We start from the raw sequence: 20,594 nt of genomic DNA on the forward strand, positions 1-20,594 counted from the left end.
GTCGAAGTCACTGGATCACCTTGATAAAGAGGCCGGGCTCAGAGCAGTGCGGCCCGCGGGCCGTCGGGCTGCTCCAGACGCCGCTCCAGGATCAAGCGGGCGATCTCGGAGGACTCCTCATCGGTGAGCCGGCGGAAGCCGTCCTCGGTGATCACGGTGACGATGGGGTAGATCCGGCGGGCGACATCGGGACCACCGGTCGCCGAGTCGTCGTCTGCCGCGTCGTACAGGGCCTGGACGACCAGGGTCGTGGCCTGCTCCTCGGTCAGGTCCTTGCTGTAGAGCTTCTTCATGGCACCGCGCGCGAAGATCGAGCCGGAGCCGGTGGCGGCGTACCCGTGCTCCTCGGAGCGGCCGCCGGTGACGTCGTAGGAGAAGATGCGCCCCTTGCCTCGGTCCACGTCGAACCCGGCGAAGAGCGGCACCACGGCGAGGCCCTGCATGGCCATGCCGAGGTTGGAACGAATCATCGTGGAGAGGCGGTTCGCCTTGCCCTCCAGGGAGAGCTGGGCGCCTTCCACCTTCTCGAAGTGCTCCAGCTCCAGCTGGAACAGCTTCACCATCTCGACGGCCAGACCGGCCGTGCCGGCGATGCCCACCGCCGAGTACTCGTCGGCCGGGAAGACCTTCTCGATGTCGCGCTGTGCGATGACATTGCCCATGGTCGCGCGCCGGTCACCGGCGAGGACCACACCGCCGGGGAACGTGGCGGCGACGATGGTCGTGCCGTGCGGGGCCTCGATCACGCCCTGGGTGGGCGGCAGCTGCCGCATGCCAGGGAGCATGTCCGGCTGGTGCTCGGCCAGGAAGTCCATGAACGAGGACGAGCCGGGCGTCAGGAAGGCAGCCGGCAGACGCCCGGTGCTGCGAGGGTTGGCTTCCACGCGATTCCTTCCACGTAGGCTGCGGCCCGACGTGGACGGCCGAGCCGATCATCAAATCTGTGCACGGACCATACCCGCGCGTACGCCGGTCATCCGTCCCGGTGCCGACCTAATGGATCAGACCGGCCCCGGGACGGACAACTGGCGCTACTCCCCGCCCTTTTGGACGAAGGAACGCACGAAGTCCTCGGCGTTCTCCTCGAGGACGTCGTCGATCTCGTCCAGTACGGAGTCGACGTCGTCCGACAGCTTCTCCTGGCGCTCCTTGAGGTCGTCGGAGGCCTGCGCGTCCTGCGCCTGCTCCTCGACCTCCTCGGTGGAACGCGTCGCCTTCTGCTGTCCGCCGCCGGTGTCCTTGGTCGCCATAACCCTCACCCCGCTCGGTTCGACGTTCTTGATCAGACCCTACAAGCAGGGTCCGACATCGGCCCCGCAGTTGCTACAACGTACGGGGGCCACCTCGATGATTCCCGTGCGCCGGGTTTTCCACCCTGTCCGGCCCCTCCGCGCACGGGCGACCGGTCAGCCGCCGGAGAGCACCCTGACCAGGTCCTCGGCCGTGCGACAGCGGTCCAGGAGCTCCTTGACGTGATTACGCGTTCCGCGAAGCGGCTCCAGGGTTGGGACGCGCTGGAGCGAGTCCCGGCCCGGCAGATCGAAGATCACCGAATCCCAGGACGCGGCCGCCACGTCGTCCGCGTACTGCTCCAGGCAGCGCCCGCGGAAGTAGGCGCGGGTGTCCTCCGGCGGCTTCGTACGGGCCCGGTCGACCTCGGCCTCGTCCAGCAGGCGCTTCATGCGCCCACGGGCCGCCAGGCGGTTGTACAGGCCCTTCTCGGCGCGCACGTCCGCGTACTGGAGGTCGAGGAGGTGGAGCTTCGCGGCGTCCCAGTCCAGGCTGTCACGACGCCGGTAGCCCTCCATGAGCTCCCGCTTGGCGACCCAGTCGAGCTCTCCGGCGAGGCTCATCGGATCGTTCTCCAGGCGGTTCAGGGTGTCCTCCCAGCGCAGCAGGACGTCCTTGGTCTGCTCGTCGGCGTCCGCCCCGAACCGTTCCTCCACGTACTTGCGGGACAGCTCGAAGTACTCCATCTGCAACTGGACGGCGGTGAGTGTCCGGCCGCTGCGGAGCGTGACGAGCCGCTTGAGCGTCGGGTCGTGGGAGACCTGGTGGAGAGTGCGTACGGGCTGGTCGACGGCGAGGTCCACGGCGATGAAGCCGTCCTCGATCATGGACAGGACCAGGGCCGTCGTGCCCAGCTTGAGGTAGGTCGAGATCTCGGAGAGGTTCGCGTCGCCGATGATCACGTGGAGCCGGCGGTACTTCTCCGCGTCCGCGTGCGGCTCGTCGCGGGTGTTGATGATCGGGCGCTTCAGGGTCGTCTCCAGACCCACCTCGACCTCGAAGTAGTCGGCGCGCTGACTGAGCTGGAAGCCGTGCTCGTGCCCGTCCTGGCCGATGCCGACGCGGCCCGCTCCGGTGACGACCTGGCGCGAGACGAAGAAGGGCGTCAGGTGGCGCACGATGTCCGAGAAGGGGGTCTCCCGCTTCATCAGGTAGTTCTCGTGCGTGCCGTAGGAGGCGCCCTTGTTGTCGGTGTTGTTCTTGTAGAGGTGGATCGGCTGGGCGCCCGGGAGCTGGGCGGCCCGCTCGGCGGCCTCGGCCATGATGCGCTCGCCGGCCTTGTCCCAGAGGACGGCGTCGCGCGGGTTCGTGACCTCGGGAGCGCTGTACTCGGGGTGCGCGTGGTCCACGTAGAGCCGCGCGCCGTTGGTGAGGATGACATTGGCCAGGCCGATGTCCTCGTCGGTGAGCTGGCTGGCGTCGGCGGCCTCCCTGGCGAGGTCGAAGCCTCGCGCGTCCCGCAGCGGATTCTCCTCCTCGAAGTCCCAGCGGGCGCGGCGCGCCCGGTGCATCGCCGCCGCGTACGCGTTGACGATCTGGGACGAGGTGAGCATGGCATTGGCGTTGGGGTGGCCGGGGACGGAGATCCCGTACTCCGTCTCGATGCCCATTACTCGCCGTACGGTCATGCGGCCCTCCTTGCCCGGCGGCGCCCTCGGTCGGGGGCGCTGCTCAAGTACCGCTGGCGCTCCGGTGCGTGTGCGGTGCCCGTCCCCGCACTGCGCGACTCGGCGGTACGAAAGAGCCTAGAACGCCTCTGCGCTGGTGGGGAGATCATTTGCGTCATTGCTGTGCTCCAGCCGTGACCCGCAAAACAGTCGGCTGCGGGTACCCGTGAAGGGCACCCGCAGCCGCCCTGTCTTTTACAGGTACTGACCGGTGTTGGCCACCGTGTCGATGGAGCGTCCGGTGTCCGCGCCCTGCTTTCCGGTGATGAGGGTACGGATGTACACGATCCGTTCGCCCTTCTTTCCGGAGATCCGGGCCCAGTCGTCCGGGTTCGTCGTGTTCGGCAGGTCCTCGTTCTCCTTGAACTCGTCCACGCAGGCCTGGAGGAGGTGGGAGACCCTCAGACCCTTCTGGTTGTGTTCGAGGAAGTCCTTGATCGCCATCTTCTTGGCTCGGCCGACGATGTTCTCGATCATGGCGCCGGAATTGAAGTCCTTGAAGTACAGGACTTCCTTGTCACCGTTGGCGTAGGTGACCTCCAGGAAGCGGTTCTCCTCGGTTTCGGCGTACATCTGTTCCACGGCGGTCTGGATCATGCCGTGGACGGTGGCCGCCTTGTCGCCGCCGTGCTCCCCGACGTCCTCGGAGTGCAGCGGGAGGCGCTGGGTGAGGTACTTCCCGAAGATGTCCTTCGCCGCCTCGGCGTCCGGACGCTCGATCTTGATCTTCACGTCGAGCCGGCCGGGCCGCAGGATGGCGGGGTCGATCATGTCCTCACGGTTCGAGGCGCCGATCACCACCACGTTCTGCAGGCCCTCCACACCGTCGATCTCGGCGAGCAGCTGCGGGACGATGGTGTTCTCCACGTCCGAGCTGACACCCGAGCCACGGGTGCGGAAGAGGGACTCCATCTCGTCGAAGAAGACGATGACGGGCGTGCCCTCGCTGGCCTTCTCCCGAGCACGCTGGAAGACGAGGCGGATCTGCCGCTCGGTCTCACCGACGTACTTGTTCAGGAGCTCGGGGCCCTTGATGTTGAGGAAGAAGCTCTTGCCGGTGGCCTGACCGGTCACCTCGGCGACCTTCTTGGCCAGCGAGTTGGCGACGGCCTTGGCGATGAGCGTCTTGCCGCATCCGGGAGGCCCGTACAGCAGGACACCCTTCGGAGGCCGCAGCTCGTGCTCCTTGAAGAGGTCGGGGTAGAGGTACGGGAGCTCGACCGCGTCGCGGATCATCTCGATCTGGTTGCCCAGGCCACCGATCTGCTCGTAGCCGATGTCAGGGACCTCTTCGAGGACGAGTTCCTCGACCTCGCTCTTCGGGACGACCTCGTAGACATAGCCGGAACGGGGTTCGAGCAGCAGGGCGTCGCCGGGACGGATGGTGACGTCCAGCAGCGGCTCGGCGAGCCGCACCACCCGCTCCTCGTCGGTGTGCCCCACCACGAGGGCGCGCTCGCCGTCCTCCAGGATCTCCTTGAGGGTCACGATGTCGCCGACGCTCTCGTACTCCATGGCCTCGACCACGTTGAGGGCTTCGTTGAGCATCACTTCCTGGCCGCGCCTGAGCTCGTCGAGCTCCACGCTGGGGCTGACGTTCACCCGGAGCTTGCGGCCCCCGGTGAAGATGTCCGCCGTGCCGTCCTCGTTCGCCGTGAGGAAGACACCGAAGCCCGCCGGCGGCTGTGCCAGCCGGTCGACCTCCTCCTTGAGGGCCACGATCTGGTCGCGGGCCTCACGGAGCGTGTTCGCGAGTCGCTCGTTCTGTGCGGACACGCCGGCCAGGTTGGTCTGCAGCTCGACGATCCGCTCTTCGAGAATCCTCGTGTGACGCGGAGAGTCGGCGAGCTTGCGTCGCAGGACGGCGATCTCCTGCTCAAGGTAGGCAATCTGTCCGGCGGGGTCATCGGACCCCCGTCCCGGGCGGATGCCGCGGTTCATGTCGTCGTCGTGGGCTGCCACGGTCCTCACCTCCTCCAAGGGGAGCTGGACGCTTCCAGACCCTACCTGGGTGGGTGTCGATTGAAACCCCTAGATCACAAAGACTGTCGAGGTGTGTCCGATCTTCACCCTTGCGCTCTCCCTCACGCCAGGGGAATACCCACCCAACATGATTGGGAAGCGGACGGAGGTAGGGTCGAAGTGTTCAACACCCGTCAGAGCTGGCCCGACTTGCAGCCACTTCGGGTCGCTCGACGCAGGAAACGGCAGGAGAAATGACCGTGCAGCAGGAGGCCGGGGTTAACGGCGAGGCGCTCGAGGTCTGGATCGATCAGGACCTCTGTACCGGCGACGGGATCTGCGCCCAGTACGCCCCGGAGGTCTTTGAGCTGGACATCGACGGCCTGGCGTACGTGAAGAGTCCCGAGGACGAGCTGCTCCAGGCCCCGGGCGCCACAACGCCCGTGCCGCTGCCGCTTCTGCGCGACGTGCAGGACTCCGCGAAGGAGTGTCCCGGCGAGTGCATCCACGTACGTCGGGTTTCGGACAGGGTCGAGGTCTACGGTCCTGACGCGGAGTGAGATCACGGGCACCCCGGGTCACCGGCTGTCCGGTTTCTCACACCCCCCGCTCCGCGGGGGGTGTTCTTTTTTGTTCGGAACCGGTCGGGGCCACGACGGGACGACGCCGGGACTACACGGAGTGTGCTCACACACTCCGTGCTTCGGACGGGGTGGAGCGGACGAAAGCGCCGCCCTTCCACTGCCACTTGGCGAGGTCCTTCACGTCCGGACAGCAACTCGGTACCTCGGCCGAGGAGTAGCCGAGCAAGGTGGCGGTGACCGCACGGTCGCGCACCGCGAAGTCCGTGACGCTCAGCCGGTCCTTGGGATCGACCAGAGTGGCCACGACGCGGGGCTTCTTGTCGCCCGTGCCTTGGGTGAGGACGTAGACGCCATTGGGCGGGGTGCCCGAGCCGGCGTCGCAGCGGACGACGGCCACGGTCTCCGGGCGGCCGTCGCCGTCGAGGTCGCCGGACGCCTTCTTCTGGACGATGGCCTTGGCCGGGCCGCACTCGATCGGGAAGGCGACGCCGGTCGGGTCGGGGGCCGCCGCCGGGGCCGCCGCGGTCCTGGCGCCCGGGCCCGGCTGGGCCGCTGTCGCGGAGTCGGGCTGCAGGACGGAGGAGAGCGCGACCACACCGGCGATGGCGGTGGCCGTGGCGACCCACTGGATGGGGCTGGTGTGCGTGTGTGCCAGTTCCGGGACGGCGGATTGCTGCACTAGGAGTGTCTCCCGTGAGGGCTGTGCCGGTGGGGGTGTCCCGCATGGTGCCACACGTCACACCGTGGTGGAACGGCGGGGTCCGTACTTCTGGCTGCGTGTCAACAGAAAAGGGCCGTGGCCGAGTTCCCGGGCGCTTCCGGGAACTCGGCCACGTTCGTGGTGCGTTGGGCGGGTGTGTACCCGCTCGCGTCAGCGGGCGGCTCCACCGTCGGCGTTGGGGCCGGCGTAGTCCTCGCCGTAGGCGCCCTTGGCGGGGCGGCGGCGGCGCATGGGCGGCTCGACGCCGTCCGCGAGACGGCGGGCGGTGAGCAGGAAGCCGGTGTGGCCGATCATCCTGTGGTCCGGACGGACGGCCAGGCCCTCGATGTGCCAGTTGCGGATCATCGACTCCCAGGCCGTCGGCTCGTTGAAGCAGCCGATCTCGCGGATGGACTCGACGGTCCGCGCGAGCTGGGTGGTGGTCGCGACGTAGCAGCAGAGGATGCCGCCGGGGACGAGGGCCTTGGAGACGGCCTCCAGGCACTCCCAGGGGGCGAGCATGTCGAGGATGACGCGGTCGACGTCCGTGTCGGACAGGTTGTCCTGGAGGTCGCCGACGGTGAGCTGCCAGGCGGGGTGCGGGCCGCCGAAGTAGCGCTCCACGTTCTGCTGGGCGATCTCGGCGAAGTCCTCGCGGCGCTCGTAGGAGTGCAGCATGCCCTGGTCGCCGATGGCACGCAGCAGGAAGCTGCTGAGCGAGCCGGAGCCGACCCCCGCCTCCACGACGCGTGCGCCGGGGAAGATGTCGGCGAAGGCCAGGATCTGCCCCGCGTCCTTGGGGTAGACCACGGCGGCGCCGCGGGGCATGGACAGGACGTAGTCGGGGAGCAGGGGGCGCAGCGCGAGATAGGCGACGTTCCCCGTGGTGCGGACAACGCTGCCCTCGGGAGCGCCGATCAGCTCGTCGTGCGGGAAGGAACCCTTGTGGGTGTGGAAGTTCTTCCCCGCTTCGAGCGTGAACGTGTAGTGGCGGCCCTTGGGGTCGGTCAGCTGAACCTGGTCCCCGACCTTGAAGGGCCCGCGCCTGCGGGCGGCACCGGTCGGTTCGGACATGTGAACAGCCTACCGGTCCCGGCGGGGGCCACCGACCAGCCCGCGGGAGACGGACCGGGCCCTAGGACGGGTGCCGCGCCATCGCCTTCACGAAGGCGCGCTCCACGTCCGCGGCCGACAGCACTCCGTAGATCTCGCCGGACTCCTCGACCACCAGGTACTCGGTGGCCGGCGTCGCGCGGAGCACGTCCAGGAGTTCCTCGCCGGCGAGCTCGGCGGACACCCGCATCCCGTCGGTCAGGTCCTGGGCGAGGCCGCTGACCGCGACCCAGGGCCGGCGGTGTTCCGGTACGCCGACGATGGCGGCCTCACGGACGAGGGAGAGCGGTTCGCCGTCGGCGTCGACCACGACCAGGGCGCGGGCGCCGACCTCGTTGGCGCGGCGCAGCGCCTCCGAGAGCGGGGTGTCGGTCTCCACCGGGACCGCGCGCCGGGTGAGCGAGCGGGCCCGCAGCTCGGGCAGGTGCTCGCGCAGGCGGGCCATCCGCAGACTGTTGCCCGCGCCGGTCCAGATGATCGCGGCGAGGATCGCGGCGAGCAGGGCGTCGGTGACGGTGTCCATGCCGCCGATGTCGTCCGGGGCGTCTCCGACCAATCCGGACTGGGTGAGCAGGGGAAGCCCGATCAGTACGGAGACGGCGAGGGCCCGGCCGAACCAGGCGGCGGCGACGGTGCCGCTCATCGGCTTGCCGGTGACCTTCCACACCACGGCGCGGAGCATGCGGCCGCCGTCGAGGGGCAGGCCGGGGAGCAGGTTGAAGGCCGCCACGATGAGGTTGGAGATCATCAGCCCGGCGAGCAGGACGCCCGGTACGGTGCCCGGTTCGACGGTCTGCATGGCCAGGTAGAAGACGCCGGACAGGACGAGCGAGAGCAGCGGGCCGACGAAGGCCAGCACGAATTCCCGGCCCGGGGTCTCGGCCTCCTTCTCGATCTCCGACACCCCGCCGAAGAACTGGAGCTGGATCCGGCGCACCGGCAGCTTGAAGCGGAGGGCGGCGACGGTATGGGCCAGTTCGTGGACCAGGACGGACGCGTAGAAGGCGACGGCGAAGAAGAGGGAGACCAGGTAGCGGGCGGCGCCGAGCTCCGGCAGCACGCGGTCGAGCTGGCCGCCGAACACCCAGGTGATCAGCGCGGCCACGAGGAACCAGCTCGGCGCGACGTACACCGGGACGCCGAAGGGCCGCCCCATGAGCAGTCCGCCGCCGGGCTCCCGGCCGCGCCGCGGGGGCTGTCCCCCGCCGCCCTCCGACCGTGCGCGGGTACGGGCGTCTCCCACCGGGGCGGCGGCGGACGCGGACGTCGGGTGCTCCCGCGGCTCGGCGGTGCCGGCCGGCTTCGTCAGGATGCTCGTGGGGGCGTCGTCGGAGTCGTCGCCGCCGGACCGCGCCTCGCGTACCGGGTCCGACGGGGCGCGGGGCCCGTCGGGAGCTTCGGTGACGGTGTCGCGCTCGGACGAGTCGGGGGTGCCGCCGGCCGGCTCGGGGCTGTCGGTGCGGGACCGCTTCCCGGACTCCTCGGTGCCGTCCCCGGCACCACGCGGGGCACTGCCGGCGCCCTCGTCGTCCCTGTCGCGCGCGGCACCGCCGGTGGCGCCGTCCCCGGCACTCCCGGCCGGCTTGTCCGAGGCGGACGCGCGGGCTCCCGGGCCGCCGTTCGCCGCCGTGTCCGCGCCGGGGGCGCCGGAGGGGGCGCCGGAGGGGCGCCGGGGCTCGTCGTCGCCCGGTGCCGCGGGCTCCGGCCCGCCGTACGGGTGGGACCCTGCCGGTCCGGGGCGCGGGGCGTCCGCGGCCGGCCCCGGGGAGGCCTGGGGCCTCTCGTGGCGCTCGGTCGCTTCGTCGGTACGCGGCCGCCCGCTCCCGCCGCTCTCGTCCACGATGTCCCCTCGTTCGAAGCGTCCCCCGCCCCGGTCCTGCGGAACGGGAGGGTCTCTGGTCGATGGTATGCGGCCGTCGCGATGCGTTCCGCCCCGGCACCCCCTCCGTTTTCCGTGCCTTCGCCCGCACCCGGGCCCTCTGCCGTCACGGCCGTCCGCGTCACGGCCGCGCAGGGGTGCGGCACTGTCAGTGGTGAGCCGTAAGGTCTTCGTCATGGAAACCAGCACCGAGGGCACGGGGACGGGCGCCGACAGCCCCGCGGGCCCGGCCGCCGCGCCGCCCGCGTCGCTTTCGCCCTCGCGCGCCAGTGACTTCATGCAGTGTCCGCTGCTGTACCGGTTCCGGGTGATCGACCGGCTGCCCGAGAAGCCGAGCGAGGCTGCGACGCGCGGCACGCTGGTGCACGCCGTGCTGGAGCGGCTCTTCGACGCCCCGGCGGTCGACCGGACCGCGCCGCGCGCCAAGTCGCTGATCCCGGGGCAGTGGGACCGGCTGCGGGAGACCAAGCCGGAGGTCGCGGAGCTGTTCGCCGACGACCCGGAGGGCGAGCGGCTGGCCCGCTGGCTCGGTGAGGCCGAGCAGTTGGTGGAGCGCTGGTTCACGCTGGAGGACCCGACCCGGCTGGAGCCCGCCGAGCGGGAGCTGTTCGTCGAGGCGCGGCTGGACTCCGGGCTGAAGCTGCGCGGCATCATCGACCGCGTCGACGTGGCACCCACCGGCGACGTCCGGATCGTCGACTACAAGACGGGCAAGGCCCCCCGGCCCGAGTACGCGGAGGGTGCCCTGTTCCAGATGAAGTTCTACGCCCTGGTGGTGTGGCGGCTGAAGCAGGTGGTCCCGCGCCGGCTCCAGCTCGTCTACCTCGGCAGCGGTGACGTGCTGACGTACGACCCGGTGATCGCGGACCTGGAGCGCGTCGAGCGCAAGCTGCTGGCCCTGTGGGACGCGATCCGGCAGGCCACCGAGACGGGCGACTGGCGGCCGCGGCCGACCAAGCTCTGCGGCTGGTGCGACCACCAGGCGGTGTGTCCGGAATTCGGCGGTACTCCCCCGCCGTATCCGCTCCCCGTCAGGGCGCCGCAGTCCGGTGGCACCGAGCAGGGCAGAATGGGGCCGGACTAGCGAAGGAGATTTACGTGGCCATCCGCGTCCTACTGGTCGACGACCAGCCGCTGCTGCGCACCGGCTTCCGGATGATCCTGGAGGCGGAGCAGGACCTCGCGGTCGTCGGCGAGGCCGGAGACGGCCTCCAGGCCCTCGACCAGGTCCGTGCCCTGCAGCCCGATGTGGTTCTGATGGACATCCGTATGCCGCGGATGGACGGTGTCGAGGCGACCCGGCAGATCACCGGTCCCGGCCGGGACGGTCCGGCGAAGGTCCTCGTGCTGACGACGTTCGACCTCGACGAGTACGTGGTGGAGGCGTTGCGCGCGGGCGCCAGCGGCTTCCTCCTCAAGGACGCGCCGGCCAATGAGCTGGTGCAGGCGATCCGGGTGGTCGCGGCCGGTGAGGCGATGCTCGCGCCGAGCATCACGCGCCGCCTCCTCGACAAGTACGCGGGCCATCTGCCGTCGGGCGACGAGCCGGTGCCGGACACCCTGCACACGCTGACCGAGCGCGAGGTCGAGGTGCTGAAGCTGGTGGCCCGCGGCCTGTCGAACGCGGAGATCGCCGCCGACCTGTTCGTCAGCGAGACCACGGTCAAGACGCATGTGGGCCATGTGCTGACCAAGCTGGGGCTGCGCGACCGGGTGCAGGCCGCGGTGTACGCGTACGAGAGCGGGCTGGTGCGCCCCGGCGCGCAGTAGGGCTCGCACACCTGGAGCGGCGCGCGGGCGGCCGCACCTGGACGGCGCGAAGGGCGCCCCTGTCCGGAGAGATCCGGACAGGGGCGCCCTTCGTCGTCCGCGCGGACCGCGCACGGCAGGCCGCGCGGCGCGGTCAGCCCTTGCTGATCTCCCAGAAGCGGAAGACGGTCGAGGCGTCGAGGCAGTACTCCAGGCCGTAGACGTTGTCGCGGACGACGGCGTACTGCTTGGCCTGCCAGATCGGGATCATGGGCAGCTCGTCGGCCACCACGTCCTGGAGTTTGCCGTAGTCGGCGTCGGTAGAGGCGCGGTCGCTCTCGGCCGCCGTCTTCGGGATGAGGTGCCCCGTGATGGTGCTGTTGGTGAAGTTGTTGCTCAGCACGTTGCCCTTGCCGAAGAAGGGGGCGGTGAAGTTGTCCGGGTCCGGGTAGTCCGGCACCCAGCCCTTCACGTACACGCCGTACTTGCCCTTGGCGATGTCCTTCTCGTACTGGTCGTAGGGCACGGACTTCACGGTCGCGTCGAACAGCCCGCTGGAGTCGAGCTGCTTGGCGATCGCGTCGAACTCCTGGTCGGTGGCCGGTCCGTAGCGCGAGGGCGTCGACCAGAGGGTGAGGCGCACCTTGCCGGTGATGCCCTCGGCGCGCAGCGCGGCCTCGGCCTTGGACTTCGAGGGGCGGGCGCCGTAGGTGTCGAAGAAGGACGTGTTGTGGCCGGTGATGCCCGCCGGGATGATCGAGTAGAGGGGCGTCGCCGTGTCCTCGTAGACCTGGCTGACCAGGGCCTCGCGGTCGAGGAGGTAGGCGATGGCCTTGCGCACGCCCAGCTTGCCGGTGACCGGGTCGTCCACGTTGAAGACGAGGTGCTGGACTTCGGCGCTGCTGCCCTCGACGACGTTGATGCCCATGCCGGTCGTGGTGTCGTCCTCGATGTCCGCGATGTCGTTGGCGGAGAGGCCTCGGTAGGCGAGGTCGATCTGGTCGCTCAGCAGCGCGTTCTTCAGGGCGGCCTGGTCGCCGTGGAAGAACTTGAGCGTGACACCGGAGTTGTTGACCTCGGCGTTGCCCTGGTAGCCGTCGTTGACGGAGAAGACGGCCTTGTCCTTGCTGAACGAGTCCAGCTTGTACGGGCCCGAGCCCACGGCCTGGTCGTCCTTGCGCAGTCCGTCCGAGGAGTACTGCCGGTGGTCGATGATCGAGCCCGCGCCGGAGGCGATCTTACTCGGGAAGGTGGCGTCGGCGTACTTGAGATGGAAGACGACGGTCTTCTCGTCCGGCGTCTGCACCGAGCCGAGCATGGGGAACATGATCGCCGGCCCGGCGGCGTCGTCGATCTTCAGCAGGCGGTCGAAGGAGTACTTCACGTCCTTCGAGGTGAGCGCGTCGCCGTTGCTGAACTTCAGCCCGTCGCGCAGCGTGCACTTGTAGACGGTGGTCGCCGTGTCGGTGAACGCGCACTCCTTGGCCGCCTCGGGCTCCGGTTCGGTGCCGCCCTTGGGGAAGCTCAGCAACGACTGGAACACGTTGTTGAACAACAGCCAGGAGCCGGGGTCGTAGCCGGATGCGGGGTCGGTCGCCAGGACGTCGTCCGACATTCCCATGACGATGGCGGAGCCGTCGCCCGAGGAGCCGCCCGTGTCCGAGCCGCATCCGGTGAGAACGCCGACGGCCAGCCCCGTCGTTATGGACAGAACCGGCCACTTCTTGCGCATGTTCACGTGCATGAGCCTTGTCGTCGGGTCCCGGCGCCCCGGGGCCGTGAAGGCCCCGGGGCGGGGAGGTCTGTCAGCCGCTCACACCTCGGCCGAGCTCCCACAGCTGGAGCGTCGAGGAGGAGTTGAGCGCCCACTCCGAACCGGTGATGTCGTCCCGGGTGGCGATGTACTGCTTACCCTGCCACAGCGGCAGCACGGGGACATCGTCGGCCACGATGTCCTGGATCTCGGTGAGACTCTTCGACGCGGTGAGGCGGTCCGCCTCGCGCCGGGACTCCGGGATCAGGTTGTTGCTGACCTGGCTGTTCGTGTACGGCGAGCCGAGGAAGTTGTCCTTGTCGAGGAACGGCGCCAGGTAGTTGTCGGCGTCCGGGAAGTCGGGGAACCAACCCATGCCGTAGACGTCGTAGTCGCCCGCCTTCTCGGCCGGACGGAACTTGTCCCAGGTCGTACCGGCGATGCTGACGTCGAACAGACCGCTGTCGTTCAGCTGCTTCTTCAGCACCTGGAACTCGGGCTTGGTGGCCGCACCGTAGTGGTCCGTCGTGTAGTGCAGGGTGAGCTTGACCGGGGTGGTGATGCCGGCCTTGGTCAGCATCGACTTGGCCTTGTTGACGCTCGGGTCCCCGTACTTGTTGAAGAACGAGTTGGAGTGACCGGTGATGGTCGCCGGGACGAGCGAGTAGAGCGGCTCGGCCTGGGAGCCGTACACCTTGGCGACGAGCTCGCCGCGGTTGATGATCTGGGCCATGGCCTGGCGGACGGCCCGGGTCTTCACCGTCGGGGCGTCGGTGTTGAAGGCCAGGTAGCGGATTTCCAGACCCGGCATCTCGTTGAGGTCGATGTCGCTGTCGGTGGGGGTGCCGAGCTTGTTGATCTGGTCGGGCGTCATCGAGCGGGTCATCAGGTCGATGTCGCCCTTTTCGAGCGCGGCGCCCATGGCGTCGGCGCTGTCGAAGGAGCGCATCTCGACCTTGGAGTTCTTCACCGTCAGCTGCCCCTTGTAGTTGGGGTTCTTGGTGAAGACGGCCTTGACGAGCTTGTCGCCCTTGACCTCGGACTCCAGGGTGTACGGGCCGGAACCGTCCACGGCGAAGCCGTCGCGGAGCTTGTTCTTCTCGTAGTCCTTGGCGCTCACGATGCCGGCGACCGGCGTCGACAGCTTGAACGGGAAGGTGGCGTCCGCGGTCTTGAGGTGGAAGATCACCTCGCGGTCGCCGCGCGTCTCGACGGTGTCGATGGTGGACAGCAGCGCGAACACGCCGCTGTCGGCCTTGATGGACCGGGCGCGGTCGATCGAGAACTTGACGTCCTTGGCGGTGATGCTGTCGCCGTTCGCGAACTTCAGGCCCTCACGGAGCGTGCAGGTGTAACGCTCGTTGCCGGTGTCCGTGAAGCCGCACTTCTCGGCGGCCTCGGGCTCGGGCTCGCCGTCGCCGCGCGGCTGGATCATCAGCGTCTGCACGGTCTGGCGAAGGATGTTCCAGGTACCGACGTCGTAGGCGTAGGCCGGGTCGACCGGAGCCGGCGCATCCTTCGATTCGGTGAACACGTCCGTGGTACCGACAACGATGGCATCGCCGCTGTTGCTGCCGCTGTCGGACCCACCACACGCGGCGAGCACAGGGGCGAGCAGGCCGACCACGGCCGGCAGCACCAAAGTCTTGCGGTTCATGCTCGAAGTTCTCCAGAGCTGTAGATTCCACGGGCCCGCGGGCGAGGGTGTGCGGCGGGTCACGGGGATACGGCGATGTTCTCGCGATGAGATTAGTCCGCACCAGCACGACCGCCCGCAGGTACCGGAGTTGAGCCCCCATCACGCTGCGAAACCGGGCGCGGACGCACCGATAACCCGACAGCGGAAGGTTTAGTGCAGCATTCCACCAATCGGGACACAAGGGCGCGCCGACCACCCCGAATTGGCGGATGGCGGCATATGGGGGGCCGGTTGTCGACCCCCTGGAAAGTGACGAACGTCACAGCATCAACTGGGTTGGCGAGTACTGGAATTCAGCCATCCGGTCGGGAAATGCGTGGCCCGGAAAGCCTCCTCCGGGTCACCCTGGGGGTCTCTGTGGGCTTCCTGTGGGGTCCCTGTGGGGCTCCTCCGGCAATTCCGTGGATTCGGCCCCACACGCTCGTCGATTCCGGTAAACACGCCCGGTGGCACGGATTCGCACACTGAGTGATTCGATTCCGCCCACTCCGCGCCTCGGGCCGGCACGCAGAGTGTTCCCTTTCCCACGCACCGTGATTCCGCTTCCCGTGCCGAAGCATTCGTTCCGCACGGTCGGTGCGCGGGTCAGTGCATGTGTGTCATCAGACCGTGGAGAAAGGGCAGGTCCACCTGTTCGAGCGAGTTGACCACGGTGCGTCCGGCGGCCGGTGCGATCGGTGCGACCGAGGGGACCGCCACCACCCGGCAGCCCGCGGCCTCGGCGGCCGCGACACCCGTCGCGGTGTCCTCGACGACGGCGCATCGGGCCGGGTCGGCGCCGAGCCCCGCGGCCGCGAGCAGATACGGGTCGGGGAACGGCTTGGTCCGCTCCACCTCGTCGCCCGCGACGCTCAGGGCGAAGTACTGGGGGCCCAGGGAGCCCAGGATGCGGTCGATGATCCGGCGGTGCGAGGCGGAGACCAGGGCGGTGGGGATCTCGTGGGCCGCCAGCTCGGCGAGCAGCCTGGCCGCGCCCGGCATCAGCGGCAGTGAGTGGCCGATACGGTCCTCGAACCCGTCGTTCAGCAGGACGGTCAGCTCGGCGAGGGGGATGTCGGCTCCGGTGGCCTCGATGAGGAAACCGGCGCTGCGGGTCATCGGACCCCCGACCACCACATGGCGCCAGGACTCGTCGAGCGTGTGACCGAGGGCCTTGAAGACCTCGACCTCCACGTCCCACCAGAAGCCCTCGGTGTCCACCAGGGTGCCGTCCATGTCGAGGAGCACGGCCTGCAGGGCGGAGCCTTCGGCCGTACGGGTACCGAGCGCGGGAACCGTACTGGTCATCCGGGCGCACCTCCTTGAGGGACGATCAGGCCGGCCGCCCCTTTTCGGCAAAGGGACAGCCGGCCTGCAGTGGACCGACCAGTGTACGACTTATCCGATCAGTGCGCGTTGCGACGCGCGGCGGTGTGCCGCGCGGCACACTCAGCGGGCGTTGAAGTACTTCGCCTCCGGGTGGTGGATGACGATGGCGTCCGTGGACTGCTCCGGGTGCAGCTGGAACTCCTCGGACAGGTGGACACCGATGCGCTCCGGCTCCAGCAGACGGGCGATCTTGCCCCGGTCCTCCAGGTCGGGGCAGGCCCCGTAGCCGAGCGAGAAGCGGGCCCCGCGGTACTTGAGGTCGAACATGTCCTCGATGGCGGCGGGGTCCTCGCCGGCGAAGCCGAGCTCGGACCGCACACGCGCGTGCCAGTACTCGGCGAGCGCCTCGGCCAGCTGCACGGACAGGCCGTGCAGTTCGAGGTAGTCGCGGTAGGAGTTGGACTCGAAGAGCTTGGCGGTCTCCTCGCCGATGCGCGAGCCCACGGTGACGACCTGGAGGCCCACGACGTCCGTCTCACCGGACTCCTCCGGGCGGAAGAAGTCGGCCAGACACAGCCGGCGGCCGCGGCGCTGACGGGGGAAGGTGAACCGGGTCCGCTCGTTGCCCCGCTCGTCCAGGATGATCAGGTCGTCGTCCTTGGACACGCACGGGAAGTAGCCGTGGACCACCGCCGCTTCCAGCAGGTTCTCGGTCTGGAGCCGGTCCAGCAGTCCGCGCAGCCGCGGCCTGCCCTCGGTCTCGACCAGTTCCTCGTACGTCGGCCCGTCGCCCGTGCGGGCCTGCTTGAGGCCCCACTGCCCCTTGAACAGGGCGCCCTCGTCCAGCCAGGAGGCGTACTCCTTGAGCTGGATCCCCTTGATGACGCGGGTCCCCCAGAACGGCGGTGTCGGCACCGGGTTGTCGACGGCGACGTCGGAGCGGACATGGCCCTCCTCGGGCCGCTCCTCGACGACCGTGTTCGCCGCGGCCCGCACCCGGCGCTGCTTCAGCTCGGGCAGCACCGCGCCGGGCACCCCGCGCTTGACGCCGATCAGCGCGTCCATCAGGCGCAGGCCCTCGAAGGCGTCCCGGGCGTAGCGCACTTCGCCCTCGTAGATCTCGTGCAGGTCCTGCTCGACGTACGCCCTGGTCAGGGCGGCGCCGCCGAGGATCACCGGGTAGTCGGCGGACAGGCCCCGCTGATTGAGCTCCTCCAGGTTCTCCTTCATGATCACCGTGGACTTGACCAGGAGCCCGGACATGCCGATGACGTCGGCGCGGTGCTCCTCGGCCGCCTCCAGGATCGCGGAGACCGGCTGCTTGATGCCGAGGTTGACGACGTTGTAGCCGTTGTTGGACAGGATGATGTCGACGAGGTTCTTGCCGATGTCGTGGACGTCGCCGCGCACGGTGGCGAGCACGATGGTGCCCTTGCCCTCGGCGTCGGACTTCTCCATGTGCGGTTCGAGGAAGGCGACGGCCGACTTCATGACCTCGGCGGACTGGAGCACGAAGGGCAGCTGCATCTGGCCGGAGCCGAACAGCTCACCGACGACCTTCATGCCGTCGAGCAGTGTCTCGTTGACGATGTCGAGGGCGGGGCGGTCCGTCAGGGCCTCGTCGAGGTCGGCTTCCAGGCCGTTCTTCTCGCCGTCGATGATGCGCCGCTTGAGCCGCTCGTCCAGCGGCAGCGCGGCCAGCTCCTCCGCCTTGCCCGCCTTCAGCGACTTGGTGGTGGCGCCCTCGAACAGGGCCATCAGCTTCTGCAGCGGGTCGTAGTCCTCGGCACGCCGGTCGTAGATGAGGTCGAGGGCGGTCTTGACCTGCTCCTCGTCGAACCGGGCGATCGGCAGGATCTTGGACGCGTGGACGATCGCCGAGTCGAGGCCCGCCTTGACGCACTCGTCGAGGAAGACCGAGTTGAGCAGGATGCGGGCGGCCGGATTCAGTCCGAAGGAGATGTTGGACAGACCCAGCGTGGTCTGCACGTCCGGGCGGCGGCGCTTGAGCTCGCGGATCGCCTCGATCGTCGCGATGCCGTCGCCCCGCGACTCCTCCTGGCCGGTGCAGATCGTGAAGGTGAGGCAGTCGATGAGGATGTCGGACTCGTGGATGCCCCAGTTGGCCGTCAGGTCCTCGATGAGCCGCTCGGCGATCGCCACCTTGGTCTCGACGGTGCGGGCCTGCCCCTCCTCGTCGATGGTCAGTGCGATCAGCGCGGCTCCGTGTTCCTGCGCCAGCCGGGTGACCTTGGCGAAGCGGGACTCGGGGCCGTCGCCGTCCTCGTAGTTGACCGAGTTGATGACCGCGCGGCCGCCCAGCTTCTCCAGGCCGGCGCGGATCACGTCCACCTCGGTGGAGTCGAGGACGATCGGCAGCGTGGACGCGGTCGCGAAGCGTCCGGCCAGCTCCTCCATGTCCGAGACGCCGTCGCGGCCCACGTAGTCGACGCACAGGTCGAGCATGTGCGCGCCCTCGCGGATCTGGTCGCGGGCCATCTCCACGCAGTCGTCCCAACGGCCTTCCAGCATGGCCTCGCGGAACTTCTTGGAGCCGTTGGCGTTGGTGCGCTCGCCGATCGCCATGTACGCGGTGTCCTGGCGGAAGGGCACGGTCTGGTACAGGGAGGCCGCGCCGGGCTCCGGCTGCGGGCGACGCTCGCCGGGCCGGGCCTCGCGGACCCGCTCGACCAGCTGGCGCAGGTGCTCGGGGGTGGTACCGCAGCAGCCGCCGACCAGGGAGAGGCCGTAGTCGCGTACGAAGGTCTCCTGCGCGTCGGCCAGTCCCTCGGGGCCGAGCGGGAAGTGCGCGCCGTCCTTGGTCAGGACGGGCAGGCCGGCGTTCGGCATGCACAGCAGGGGGATGCGGGAGTGGCGGGTGAGGTAGCGCAGGTGCTCGCTCATCTCCGCGGGGCCGGTCGAGCAGTTCAGGCCGATCATGTCGATGCCGAGCGGCTCCAGCGCGGTGAGCGCCGCGCCGATCTCGGAGCCCAGCAGCATCGTGCCGGTCGTCTCGAAGGCCATCGAGCACAGCAGCGGCAGGTTCGCTCCGGTCGCGTCCATCGCCCGGCGCGCGCCCAGCAGCGAGGCCTTGGTCTGCAGGAGGTCCTGGGTGGTCTCCACGATCAGGGCGTCGGCACCGCCGGCGATCAGGCCCTCGGCGTTCGCCTGGAAGCCGTCGCGCAGCGTGGTGTAGGAGACGTGACCGAGCGTGGGCAGCTTGGTGCCGGGGCCGATGGAGCCGAGCACCCAGCGCTGGCGGCCGTCGCGGGCGCCGAACTCGTCGGCGACCTCACGCGCGAGCCGGGCACCCGCCTCGGACAGTTCGTGGACGCGGTCGGCGATGTCGTACTCGGCCATCGCCGAGTGGTTCGCGCCGAAGGTGTTCGTCTCGACGCAGTCGACGCCCACCTCGAAGTAGGCCTCGTGGACGGAGCGGACGATGTCGGGGCGCGTGAGGTTCAGGACCTCGTTGCAGCCTTCGAGGTTCTCGAAGTCCTCCAACGTGGGGTCCTGCGCCTGGAGCATCGTGCCCATCGCGCCGTCTGCCACCACGACACGGGTGGCCAGCGCCTCTCGGAGGGCGTCGGTTCGCCTCCGGCTCTCGGAGAGATCGGACGAAAGGGACGGGTTCGGCAACGAGGCCATGAAGGTGCTCCCTGGAGTGCGACGGCTGTCGGCTTTGCGCTTCCCATGGAAGGCGCACGCCGTCAGGGTAGCCCGGAGCGCCACTGGAGGGTCAGGGGCGTCCACGGGGCGGACGGGTGTGGCGCGCGGGGCGGGGGTGCGGGCACGGACCGAACATGTGACGAGCACCCATTAGCGGGAGATCGGCAACGACCGGTAGTGTTCGACATTGCCGAACGGCGGCAGTGAGTTGCGCGCCGACGGTCGAAGGGGACGGAGGCAGCACGGCGATGGCACGGAACATCCAGTCGCTCGAACGGGCGGCGGCGATGCTGCGGCTGCTCGCGGGCGGCGAGCGGCAGCTGGGCCTGTCGGACATCGCCTCGTCGCTGGGCCTGGCCAAGGGTACGGCCCACGGCATACTGCGGACCCTCCAGCAGGAGGGGTTCGTCGAGCAGGACACGGCCTCCGGGCGCTATCAGCTCGGCGCGGAGCTGCTGCGGCTGGGCACCACGTACCTGGACGTGCACGAGCTGCGGGCGCGCGCGCTGGTGTGGACCGACGATCTGGCCCGCTCCAGCGGGGAGAGCGTCTATCTGGGTGTGCTGCACCAGCAGGGTGTGCTGATCGTGCACCACGTGTTCCGGCCCGACGACAGCCGTCAGGTCCTGGAGGTCGGGGCCATGCAACCGCTGCACTCCACGGCCCTCGGCAAGGTCCTGTCGGCGTACGACCCGGTGGCGCACAGCGAGGTCCTGGAGGCCGAGCGCAAGGCGTTCACGCCGCGTACGGTCAGCGAGCTCGACCAGTTCGAGGGCGTGCTCGACATGACCCGGGCGCGCGGATACGCCGAGGACGTCGAGGAGACCTGGACGGGGGTCGCCTCGATCGCCGCGCCCATCTACAACAGGCGGCGGATGCCGGTGGGAGCGGTGGGCGTCACCGGTGCCGTGGAGCGGGTCTGCAAGGACGGCGAGCTGCGGCCGGACCTGATCGCGGCGGTACGGGACTGTGCGCGTGCGGTGTCCCGGGACCTGGGCGCCGGGCGCTTCTGACGCCCACGCGGGCCCCCGGAACCTCTGCGTTCCGGGGGCCGTCTTTTCGTCTCCGCGCCCTCAGCGCCCGGCGCACCCGCCGTGGGGCCCGCCGGCGGACGCGACCGCGGCTCCGCGGGCGCCGAGCGCGCAGTTCCCCGCGCCCCTGACGAGGCCCCCACAACGCCGGCCCACCAGGCACCCCCCAGGGGCGCGAGGAACGGCGCGA

General features: G+C 69.4%; 15 protein-coding genes. 4 read left to right on the forward strand and 11 right to left on the reverse strand.

The window, feature by feature from the left end:
* Positions 1 to 38 precede the first annotated feature (38 nt).
* From prcB to arc, 4 genes are all read right to left on the reverse strand, one after another.
* Positions 39 to 884 carry a proteasome subunit beta gene (gene prcB / locus BKI49_RS06275; protein ID WP_095933195.1) on the reverse strand — a complete coding sequence of 282 codons (846 nt, stop codon included), beginning with the start codon at positions 882 to 884 and terminating at the stop codon, positions 39 to 41.
* Positions 885 to 1,031: 147 nt separating this feature from the next.
* Positions 1,032 to 1,250: a ubiquitin-like protein Pup gene (locus tag BKI49_RS06280; RefSeq protein ID WP_028801616.1), complete on the reverse strand. Its 219-nt coding sequence runs from the start codon at positions 1,248 to 1,250 to the stop codon at positions 1,032 to 1,034.
* Positions 1,251 to 1,406: 156 nt separating this feature from the next.
* Positions 1,407 to 2,918 carry a depupylase/deamidase Dop gene (gene dop / locus BKI49_RS06285; protein ID WP_373557522.1) on the reverse strand — a complete coding sequence of 504 codons (1,512 nt, stop codon included), beginning with the start codon at positions 2,916 to 2,918 and terminating at the stop codon, positions 1,407 to 1,409.
* A 234-nt stretch (positions 2,919 to 3,152) separates the two neighbouring features.
* Entirely contained in the window at positions 3,153 to 4,919 is a 1,767-nt protein-coding gene (gene arc / locus BKI49_RS06290) for a proteasome ATPase (protein ID WP_095933197.1), read from the reverse strand.
* A gap of 254 nt (positions 4,920 to 5,173) precedes the next feature.
* On the opposite strand from arc, the gene BKI49_RS06300 reads away from it, so the two are divergent.
* On the forward strand, positions 5,174 to 5,479 hold the full coding sequence (locus BKI49_RS06300) for a ferredoxin (protein ID WP_095933199.1): 306 nt from the start codon (positions 5,174 to 5,176) through the stop codon (positions 5,477 to 5,479).
* A gap of 127 nt (positions 5,480 to 5,606) precedes the next feature.
* Here the strand turns inward: BKI49_RS06300 and BKI49_RS06305 are convergent, their stop codons facing one another.
* From BKI49_RS06305 to BKI49_RS06315, 3 genes are all read right to left on the reverse strand, one after another.
* The gene (locus BKI49_RS06305; RefSeq protein ID WP_095933200.1) at positions 5,607 to 6,182 is read right to left on the reverse strand and encodes a hypothetical protein; all 576 of its coding nucleotides are present in this window, start codon (positions 6,180 to 6,182) and stop codon (positions 5,607 to 5,609) included.
* 192 nt (positions 6,183 to 6,374) lie between these two features.
* Positions 6,375 to 7,277 carry a tRNA (adenine-N1)-methyltransferase gene (locus tag BKI49_RS06310; protein ID WP_028801621.1) on the reverse strand — a complete coding sequence of 301 codons (903 nt, stop codon included), beginning with the start codon at positions 7,275 to 7,277 and terminating at the stop codon, positions 6,375 to 6,377.
* A 61-nt stretch (positions 7,278 to 7,338) separates the two neighbouring features.
* Positions 7,339 to 9,156 carry a site-2 protease family protein gene (locus tag BKI49_RS06315; protein ID WP_095933201.1) on the reverse strand — a complete coding sequence of 606 codons (1,818 nt, stop codon included), beginning with the start codon at positions 9,154 to 9,156 and terminating at the stop codon, positions 7,339 to 7,341.
* A gap of 214 nt (positions 9,157 to 9,370) precedes the next feature.
* On the opposite strand from BKI49_RS06315, the gene BKI49_RS06320 reads away from it, so the two are divergent.
* Complete coding sequence (locus BKI49_RS06320; protein WP_095933202.1) at positions 9,371 to 10,279, forward strand: RecB family exonuclease; 909 nt, start codon at positions 9,371 to 9,373, stop codon at positions 10,277 to 10,279.
* A 14-nt stretch (positions 10,280 to 10,293) separates the two neighbouring features.
* A complete protein-coding gene (locus tag BKI49_RS06325) occupies positions 10,294 to 10,965 on the forward strand; it encodes a response regulator (RefSeq protein WP_010988071.1) in 672 nt (223 codons plus the stop codon).
* Between the two features lie 133 nt (positions 10,966 to 11,098).
* On the opposite strand, the gene BKI49_RS06330 is transcribed toward BKI49_RS06325, so the two are convergent.
* The 4 genes from BKI49_RS06330 to metH all read right to left on the reverse strand — a co-directional run bounded on the left by BKI49_RS06330 (position 11,099) and on the right by metH (position 19,352).
* Positions 11,099 to 12,682 (reverse strand): ABC transporter substrate-binding protein, encoded by a 1,584-nt coding sequence (locus BKI49_RS06330; protein WP_095933241.1) that lies wholly within the window; start codon positions 12,680 to 12,682, stop codon positions 11,099 to 11,101.
* Between the two features lie 67 nt (positions 12,683 to 12,749).
* Positions 12,750 to 14,354: an ABC transporter substrate-binding protein gene (locus tag BKI49_RS06335; protein WP_095933203.1), complete on the reverse strand. Its 1,605-nt coding sequence runs from the start codon at positions 14,352 to 14,354 to the stop codon at positions 12,750 to 12,752.
* Positions 14,355 to 14,981: 627 nt separating this feature from the next.
* Positions 14,982 to 15,683, reverse strand: coding sequence for an HAD family hydrolase (locus BKI49_RS06345; protein WP_028801627.1), 702 nt, complete (start codon positions 15,681 to 15,683; stop codon positions 14,982 to 14,984).
* A 141-nt stretch (positions 15,684 to 15,824) separates the two neighbouring features.
* On the reverse strand, positions 15,825 to 19,352 hold the full coding sequence (metH, locus tag BKI49_RS06350) for a methionine synthase (protein WP_095933204.1): 3,528 nt from the start codon (positions 19,350 to 19,352) through the stop codon (positions 15,825 to 15,827).
* A gap of 269 nt (positions 19,353 to 19,621) precedes the next feature.
* On the opposite strand from metH, the gene BKI49_RS06355 reads away from it, so the two are divergent.
* Positions 19,622 to 20,386: an IclR family transcriptional regulator gene (locus BKI49_RS06355; RefSeq protein ID WP_095933205.1), complete on the forward strand. Its 765-nt coding sequence runs from the start codon at positions 19,622 to 19,624 to the stop codon at positions 20,384 to 20,386.
* Positions 20,387 to 20,594 lie beyond the last annotated feature (208 nt).

Origin of the sequence: Streptomyces sp. Tue6028 (genome assembly GCF_002300165.1) — a bacterium.
Lineage (GTDB): Bacteria > Actinomycetota > Actinomycetes > Streptomycetales > Streptomycetaceae > Streptomyces > Streptomyces siamensis.